Here is a 7931-nt window from a genome sequence, read left to right on the forward strand (position 1 = left end):
GCGAGGGGCGGTGGTGGAGAGGAGGACGGCGAGGGCGAAGGCGGCGGGGGAGGCGCGGTCTGGGACACCTCGCCATGCTCCCAACGGCACCCGCATTCCTCGCGTAACAGGCGCATACGGGACGTGTCGCCCATTATGCGCTTATGGGTTTTGTCGATCGGACGGGTGACGAGGTGACGTCCCTGACGCCTGAGGAGGCGTTCGACGCGCTGTACGGGTCGTGCGCCCCGACCCTCGTCCGGCAGACGTACTTGCTCACCGGGCGGCACGGTGTCGCGCTGGAGTGCGTGGAGCGGGCGTTCCGGGACGCCTGGCACCGCTGGCCGGAGGTGGCGCTCGACCCGGACCCGCCGAGCTGGGTGCGGGCGGTGGCCCACGACCACGCGTTGTCGCCCTGGCGGCGCGCCGGACGACGGCGCCGACGGCGGCAGCGGACCCTGGCCGGCGGCCGGCGGGTGGCCCCCGCGGACCGGGCGCTGCTGGCGGCGTTGCGTGACCTGCCGCCGCTGCACCGGCGCACGCTGTTGCTCTACGACGGCCTCGGGCTCGACCTGCCCGAGACGGCCGCCGAGACCGAGGCCTCCACCGCGGCGACGGCGAGCCGGCTGTGCCGGGCCCGGGAGGCGGTGGCGGTCCGGCTGCCGGAGCTGGCCGACCCCGGGACGCTGCGGCGGCGGATGGCGGAGGCCGCGCAGGTGGCGACCTCCAGCACGCGCGCCAGGCCCTCGCGTCCGCCGGTGGTCCGGCACCGCGCGGAGCGGCTGGCCCGGTGGTGGACCGCCGCGGCGGTGGTCGTGACAGCGGTGATGGGGGTGCTGATCCTGGCCGGGCTGGTCACCGCGGCCACCCGCTAGGGAACGGGACCGGTCCCGGGAGAGGGAAAAGGGGCGCCGATAGGCCGGCGCCCCTTGTCAGCCCGTCAGCTCCCGCTTCTCACATGGACGCGGTGAGGCTGTCGCGGAGGTTGTCCGGGACGCTGTCGGGGAGGTACCTCTCGCAGGCCTGGCGGGCGTCGCGGGTGAGCGCGTCGTCCGTGCAGACGTAGAAGTCCCGCAGGAACACCTGCTGGGCGAGGATGAACAGCAGCACCATCAGCAGCGCGATCGACCCGGTGACGATGCCGACGATCGCCGCCCGCCGCTGCGGATTGCGGCCGCCCGAGGCGGCCGGGGATCCGGCGGCGGTGGCCGCGGCCCCGTCCGCCGGACGGTCCGGGTCCTGCGGGCGGGAGGGCGTGCGCAGGGCGCTGATGCCCCAGTAGAGGGCGAGCACGCCGAGCAGCAGCGCGACGTACGGCAGCCCGAAGAGCATGAGGATCAGGCCCCAGGTGCCGCTGAGCAGCGCGTAGCGGGCGCGCCGCTGGGCGGGGTCGGTGGGGTCCCAGCGCAGGCCGGGTCCGCCCGGTCCGTCGCCGGAGCCGCCCTGGCCGGATCGGTTCCCCTGGCCGGACCCTTCGGGGCGCTGGCCCCAGCCGGACCAGCCGCCGCCACCGCCGCCCTCGGGCTGCCGGTCGCTCCAGCGGCCCTCCTGCGAGGGCTGGTTCTCCGGCGGCGGCGCGAACGGGTTGTCCTCGTCGGCCGGCCGGCCGTCGGCGTCGCGGTGGTCGTCGCGGGCGGGGGAGCCGGACTCGGAGGGCTTCCGCAGCAGCACGCCGCCACGCTCCCCTCCCGGCGAGGCATGCCCTCGCGTACCGGGCGCGAGGCGCGTGGCGAGGGTGAGGAGTCGCGGGCTGCGGCGGTCGGGCATCGGGTGTGCGTCTTCCCCTTGGCTGGAACTGGCTGGAACTGGCTGGAGCGGGATGCGGAACGACGGTGCGGTGGATGCGGAGCGGCGGCGGGTCTGCGGGAGCGGCGGCGTTCGGGTCTCGGGTGGGCGGAGGCGGGACGGCTGGATCCGGTGGGCGGCCTGCGGTCTTGGCGGCGCCGCCCGAAGAGCGAGGGGAAGGCGTCGCCGATGTGCCGTGCGGCACATCCGGCGCCGGGGAAGACCCCGGGCCCGGGCCCCTGCCCTCTTCGGAACGTGTGGCGCACCTGGGACGTTCCCGCCCGGTGCCGCGTCGCACACGGCAGACGGTACCGCCCGGCTCCGCCCCCGTCCCGTGGGGGCGTCCGAAGTGCCGGGTATCGTTGCTGCCGGTCGACCGCTTCGTAGACTTCCCCGAAACAGGGGCGCGAAGCATTCGTACGTCCGTACAAAGCCGCGCGTACGACCGGCCGGTATCGCCGCTCTCCCGAGAAAGGCCCCCGCCGTGGCCGCCGCCCAGCCGCCCGCGCCCGTGTCCACCGGCGTCAAGCGCCTCGTCGTGCTGGTGTCCGGATCCGGTACGAACCTCCAGGCACTCCTCGACGCGATCGAGGAGACCGGCACCGAGGAGTACGGCGCCGAGATCGTCGCCGTCGGCGCCGACCGTGACGGGATCGAGGGGCTGGCCCGCGCCGAGCGCGCCGGGCTGCCCACCTTCGTCGTCCGGGTGAAGGACCACGCCACCCGCGACGAGTGGGACGCGGCGCTCGCCGCGGCCGTCGCGGCCCACCGGCCCGACCTCGTGGTCTCGGCCGGCTTCATGAAGATCGTGGGCAAGGAGTTCCTGGCCCGTTTCGGCGGGCGGTTCGTCAACACGCACCCTGCCCTGCTGCCCAGTTTTCCCGGAGCCCATGGCGTGCGCGACGCGCTCGCGTACGGCGCCAAGGTCACCGGATGCACCGTCCACTTCGTCGACGACGGCGTCGACACCGGCCCGATCATCGCCCAGGGCGTGGTCGAGATCCGGGACGAGGACGACGAAGGCGCTCTGCACGAGCGCATCAAGGAAGTCGAGCGAAGGCTGCTCGTCGATGTCGTGGGGCGTATCGCCCGCAACGGCCACCGCATTGAGGGACGAAAGGTAGTTATCCCGTGACCGCCGACAGCACTGTCACGACCCAGCGGCCCATCCGTCGCGCACTGGTCAGCGTCTACGACAAGACCGGTCTCGAGGAGCTCGCCCAGGGCCTCCACGAGGCGGGCGTCGAGCTGGTCTCCACCGGCTCCACCGCCGGCCGGATCGCCGCCGCAGGCGTCCCCGTCACCAAGGTCGAGGAGCTCACCGGCTTCCCGGAGTGCCTGGACGGGCGCGTGAAGACTCTGCACCCGAAGGTCCACGCCGGCATCCTGGCCGACCTGCGGCTGGAGAGCCACCGTCAGCAGCTGGACGAGCTGGGCGTCGCCCCGTTCGACCTGGTGGTCGTCAACCTCTACCCGTTCCGCGAGACCGTCGCCTCGGGCGCCTCGGCCGACGAGTGCGTCGAGCAGATCGACATCGGCGGCCCCTCCATGGTGCGCGCCGCCGCCAAGAACCACCCGTCGGTCGCCGTGGTCACCAGCCCGGCCCGCTACGCCGACGTGCTCTCCGCGCTGAAGGGCGGCGGGTTCGACCTGGCCGCGCGCAAGCGGCTGGCCGCCGAGGCGTTCCAGCACACCGCCTCCTACGACGTGGCCGTCGCCTCCTGGTTCGCCTCCGACTACGCCCCGGCGGACGAGGCCGCGGCTGACAAGGCGGGGCAGTTCCCGGACTTCCTGGGCGCGACCTGGCAGCGCAGCCACACCCTGCGCTACGGCGAGAACCCGCACCAGCCCGCCGCCCTCTACCTCTCCGAGGGCGCCGAGGGCGGCCTGGCCGGCGCGGAGCAGCTGCACGGCAAGGAGATGTCGTACAACAACTACACGGACACGGACGCCGCGCGCCGTGCCGCGTACGACCACGACGAGCCCTGCGTCGCGATCATCAAGCACGCGAACCCCTGCGGCATCGCGGTGGGCGCCGACGTCGCCGAGGCGCACCGCAAGGCGCACGCCTGCGACCCGCTGTCCGCGTTCGGCGGCGTCATCGCGGTCAACCGGCCGGTCTCGAAGGAGATGGCCGAGCAGGTCGCCGAGATCTTCACCGAGGTCGTCGTCGCGCCGGACTACGAGGACGGCGCCGTCGAGATCCTCGCCCGGAAGAAGAACATCCGCGTGCTGCGGGCTCCTGAGGCCCCGTCCGCGCCCGTCGAGGTCAAGCCGATCGACGGCGGCGCGCTGCTGCAGGTCACCGACCGGCTGCAGGCCGACGGCGACGACCCGGCCAACTGGACCCTGGCCACCGGCGAGGCGCTGTCCGAGGCGGAGCTCGCCGAGCTGGCGTTCGCCTGGAAGGCCTGCCGCGCGGTGAAGTCCAACGCGATCCTGCTCGCCAAGGACGGCGCCTCGGTCGGCGTCGGCATGGGCCAGGTCAACCGCGTCGACAGCGCCAAGCTGGCCGTCGAGCGGGCCGGCGAGGAGCGGGCACGCGGTTCGTACGCCGCCTCCGACGCCTTCTTCCCGTTCCCCGACGGGCTGGAGATCCTCACCGCCGCGGGCGTCAAGGCCGTGGTGCAGCCGGGCGGTTCGGTCCGTGACGAGCTGGTGGTGGAGGCCGCGCAGAAGGCGGGCGTCACCATGTACTTCACCGGTACGCGGCACTTCTTCCACTGACGATCCACCGGCCGCCGCGAGGCGGTACGAACGACGGCGGCGCACCCCGGAGGTCCGGGGTGCGCCGCCGTCGTACGGGCGGGGATCCGTCAGCGCTTGCCGAGGACCATGGTCGACGCGGCCTTGTCGTGCCAGCCCTGCTGACGGCCGGAGTTGTCCCAGAAGGGGGACAGGTACACCAGCAGCTGGCCGATGCCGCAGAGGAAGGCGCCGACCGTCGGGATGATCCAGCGGATGAAGGAGGAGCCCAGGCCGGGCTTCTGGCCGGTGTCGGCCTTCACCACGCGCAGGCCGAGCGCCAGCTTGCCGACGGTGGCGCCGACCAGACCGACCATCAGCCACTCGTAGAGCAGGGTGAAGATCATGAAGAAGCCCGCGATGGCGAAGAAGGTGCCCGCCAGGCTGCCGGCGGCGTCGTCGATGCAGGGCTGGTAGCTCGGCGTACCGACCAGGCTCTCGCACTCCGAGATCGAGTCGCTGGCGCCCAGGACCCCGACGCCCATCAGGATGCCGTAGATCACGCCGATGATCACGCCGTCGATCAGACGGGCCAGGAAGCGCATGCCCATCGACGCGGGCGGGGGACCCTGCTGGTAGCCGCCCTGGCCGCCCGCCGGGTAGCCGTAGCCGGACTGCGGCGGGATGCCGGGCTGCTGACCCTGCTGCGGGTAGCCGTACCCGGGCTGCGGCTGCTGCGGCTGGCCGTACGGGCTGCCCGCCGGCTGCTGGGGCTGGCCGTACGGGCTGCCCGCCGGCTGCTGCGGCGCGCCGTAGGGGTTGTTGGGATCGCCATAGCTCATGGGTGTTGCCTTTCTCCGGGTACTCGACGCTCGACAGGGCGACGACGGGCGAACGTCTGCGGAGGAAGGTGCACGTGGCGGTGGCCCCCCGGTACTGCCCGCTGCACTGCCGTTTCATCGTTCTGCACCCGTTCTGCGCTGTCCACCCGCAGGCGTGACCTGTTGCGGAAGCGCAACCTGGGGATGACGGGAGGCCGACGGGCCGGCGGCGCGCCCCGGCCGGCCGTGGACCTGTTTTGAACCGGGCCGGGTCCATCCGGGAGGATGGAGGCATGAGCGCCCAGATTCTCGATGGCAAGGCCACCGCGGCCGAGATCAAGTCCGAGCTTGCCGCCCGCGTGGCGAAGCTGAAGGAGAAGGGCGTCACGCCCGGTCTCGGCACCCTGCTGGTGGGGGACGACCCCGGCAGCCACAAGTACGTCGCCGGCAAGCACCGTGACTGCGCCCAGGTCGGCATCGCGTCCATCCAGCGCGAGCTGCCCGCCACGGCCACCCAGGAGGAGATCGAGGCGGTCGTCCGCGAGCTGAACGAGGACCCGGCCTGCACGGGCTACATCGTCCAGCTCCCGCTGCCCAAGGGCATCGACGAGAACCGCATCCTCGAGCTGATGGACCCGGACAAGGACGCCGACGGCCTCCACCCGATGAACCTTGGCCGCCTGGTGCTCAACGAGCCCGCCCCGCTGCCCTGCACCCCCAACGGCATCCTCACCCTGCTGCGCCGCTACGGCGTGGAGACCAAGGGCGCCGAGGTCGTCGTGGTCGGCCGCGGCGTCACCATCGGCCGTCCGATGCCGCTGCTGCTGACCCGCCGGTCGGAGAACGCCACGGTCACCCAGTGCCACACCGGCACCAAGGACCTGGCCGCCCACCTCAGGCGCGCGGACATCGTCGTCGCGGCGGCCGGTTCGCCGCACCTGATCCGCGCCGAGGACATCAAGCCCGGCGCGGCGGTGCTGGACGTCGGCGTCTCGCGCAACGACGAGGGCAAGATCGTCGGCGACGTCCACCCGGACGTGGCCGAGGTGGCCGGCTTCCTGTCCCCCAACCCGGGCGGCGTCGGCCCCATGACGCGGGCGCTGCTGCTGGTCAACGTGGTCGAGGCGGCGGAGCGCCGTGCCGGCTGAGTCGCGGGGCGGGCACGGGGCGACGGACGCGGAGCGGGCGCCGGACGGTTCGCCCTCCCCGGAGGCCCGGAAGGCGCGGGACACCCCGGACACCCGGCAGGCGCGGGACACCCCGGAGGCCGCGGAGGTGCGGGAGTCCCACGCCACGGAGGCGCGGGACTCCAGGGACGTCTCCGACGCCTCCGAGGCCTCCGACGCCGCCGGGCCGGGAGAGTCCGCCGAGGCCTCCGACGGCGCCGGGCCGCGGGACGATGCCGAGGGGCCCCGTGCCGGGGACCCCGCCGGGCCCCCCGTGGTGCGGGACGCGGTCAGCGCGCCCGACGCGCAGGGGCGTCCGCGGCGGGTCACCCGCCGGTTCCCGCTGTTCACCCGGGACACGGCGCGACCCGAGGGCGGCGGCCGCGCCGCGCCCAAGGACGCGCCGGCCCCGGCCCGGCAGTGGCCGATCCTGCTGGTCAGCACGGTGGCCGCGATCGGGCTGCTGATCACCGCCTTCGGTGTGTTCCGGGCCGGGACCGTGGTGATCGGCTGCGGGCTCCTGCTGGGCGCGGCGCTGCGCTGGACGGTGCCGAACGTCGGCATCCTGGCGGTGCGTTCGCGGTTCACCGACGTGGTGACGTACGGGCTGCTGGGCGTCGTCATCGTGCTCCTCGCGCTGATGGTCGAGCCGGAGGGGCTGGAGATTCCCTTCCTGAAGGACCTGCTGCACTTCACCGTCGACGAGGGCTGACCGCGGGGGGGCCGCCCGCCCCGGCTCCCCGCCCGGCTCGCCGCCCCACGCGCCCCTCGCGCCCCTCCGCTCCCGCCCCACCCCGCGCGCTCCCGCGCGCCGGTGCCGGGTACGGGAGGTGTTCTCCCGCAACGCCTCGTATCGGGCTAACGTGGTCGGGACGTCCGGAATGCCGTGTGCGGGGGAGGCGCGCGGCAGGGGGCCGGACGCTCGGGCAGAGGGGGGAACCATGCCGCGTTGGAAGGCGTTGCCGGAGGAACTCGATCCCGAGGTCAGGGAGCTCACCGCCGCGTTGCGGATGCTGGTGGACCGCGGCGGATCGGGCATCGCGGCGGTGGCCGACAGCACCGGGTACAGCAGGACGTCCTGGGAGCGCTACCTCAACGGACGGCTGCTGCCGCCGAAGGGCGCGGTGATCGCCCTCGCCGAGGTCACCGGCGTCAACCCGCTGCACCTCACCACGCTGTGGGAACTGGCGGAGAGGTCGTGGAGCCGCGCGGAGATGCGGCACGACCTGACCATCGAGGCGATGCGGATCGCCCAGGCCCGCGAAGGGCTGGGCCAGTTCGCGGGCCCGTCCGCCCGGCCTCCCGCGACCGCCTCCGCCGGCCCGGTCGTCGCTCCGGACTCCGCCGCCCCCGCCCCGCCGTCCGCGGGGGCCCCCGCGCCGGGCGTCGCCGCGCACGAGCCGTACGACTCTCCCGGCGCCGCGCCGCACGGCCTCCCGGGCGCCGCGGCCGCCCAGGCGCGGACGTCCGCCGCGGCAGCCCCGGCCGCCGCGGC

At 74.2% G+C, this 7931-nt stretch carries 8 protein-coding genes; 6 read left to right on the plus strand and 2 right to left on the minus strand.

The window, feature by feature from the left end; all coding sequences use genetic code 11:
- The first annotated feature begins 143 nt into the window (after positions 1-143).
- Entirely contained in the window at positions 144-854 is a 711-nt protein-coding gene (locus tag ACFRAV_RS27100) for a sigma factor-like helix-turn-helix DNA-binding protein (protein ID WP_382559053.1), read from the plus strand.
- A gap of 79 nt (positions 855-933) precedes the next feature.
- Here the strand turns inward: ACFRAV_RS27100 and ACFRAV_RS27105 are convergent, their stop codons facing one another.
- Positions 934-1650 carry a hypothetical protein gene (locus tag ACFRAV_RS27105; RefSeq protein WP_382559055.1) on the minus strand — a complete coding sequence of 239 codons (717 nt, stop codon included), beginning with the start codon at positions 1648-1650 and terminating at the stop codon, positions 934-936.
- A 598-nt stretch (positions 1651-2248) separates the two neighbouring features.
- Between ACFRAV_RS27105 and purN the strand changes: the two genes are divergently transcribed.
- Positions 2249-2899: a phosphoribosylglycinamide formyltransferase gene (gene purN / locus ACFRAV_RS27110; protein ID WP_382559057.1), complete on the plus strand. Its 651-nt coding sequence runs from the start codon at positions 2249-2251 to the stop codon at positions 2897-2899.
- Entirely contained in the window at positions 2896-4491 is a 1596-nt protein-coding gene (purH, locus tag ACFRAV_RS27115; RefSeq protein ID WP_382559059.1) for a bifunctional phosphoribosylaminoimidazolecarboxamide formyltransferase/IMP cyclohydrolase, read from the plus strand. The genes purN and purH overlap by 4 nt, the downstream gene beginning before the upstream one ends.
- An 89-nt stretch (positions 4492-4580) precedes the next feature.
- On the opposite strand, the gene ACFRAV_RS27120 is transcribed toward purH, so the two are convergent.
- Complete coding sequence (locus ACFRAV_RS27120) at positions 4581-5291, minus strand: RDD family protein (protein WP_382559061.1); 711 nt, start codon at positions 5289-5291, stop codon at positions 4581-4583.
- 272 nt (positions 5292-5563) lie between these two features.
- Between ACFRAV_RS27120 and ACFRAV_RS27125 the strand changes: the two genes are divergently transcribed.
- From ACFRAV_RS27125 to ACFRAV_RS27135, 3 genes are all read left to right on the plus strand, one after another.
- On the plus strand, positions 5564-6418 hold the full coding sequence (locus ACFRAV_RS27125; protein ID WP_382559063.1) for a bifunctional methylenetetrahydrofolate dehydrogenase/methenyltetrahydrofolate cyclohydrolase: 855 nt from the start codon (positions 5564-5566) through the stop codon (positions 6416-6418).
- 292 nt (positions 6419-6710) lie between these two features.
- The gene (locus ACFRAV_RS27130; protein ID WP_382559067.1) at positions 6711-7148 is read left to right on the plus strand and encodes a DUF3017 domain-containing protein; all 438 of its coding nucleotides are present in this window, start codon (positions 6711-6713) and stop codon (positions 7146-7148) included.
- Between the two features lie 229 nt (positions 7149-7377).
- Positions 7378-7931, plus strand: a 554-nt coding sequence (locus ACFRAV_RS27135) for a helix-turn-helix domain-containing protein (RefSeq protein WP_382559065.1), incomplete at its 3' end; no start/stop codon positions are given.

The organism is Streptomyces sp. NPDC056600, assembly GCF_042792855.1.
In the GTDB taxonomy this organism is placed as follows: Bacteria; Actinomycetota; Actinomycetes; order Streptomycetales; family Streptomycetaceae; genus Streptomyces.

Bases quoted from the DNA above. Each gene is read 5' to 3' on its own strand.
- ACFRAV_RS27100 (WP_382559053.1), top strand. From the start codon at position 144: ATGGGTTTTGTCGATCGGACGGGTGACGAGGTGACGTCCCTGACGCCT.
- ACFRAV_RS27125 (WP_382559063.1), top strand. From the start codon at position 5,564: ATGAGCGCCCAGATTCTCGATGGCAAGGCCACCGCGGCCGAGATCAAG.
- ACFRAV_RS27120 (WP_382559061.1), bottom strand. From the start codon at position 5,291: ATGAGCTATGGCGATCCCAACAACCCCTACGGCGCGCCGCAGCAGCCG.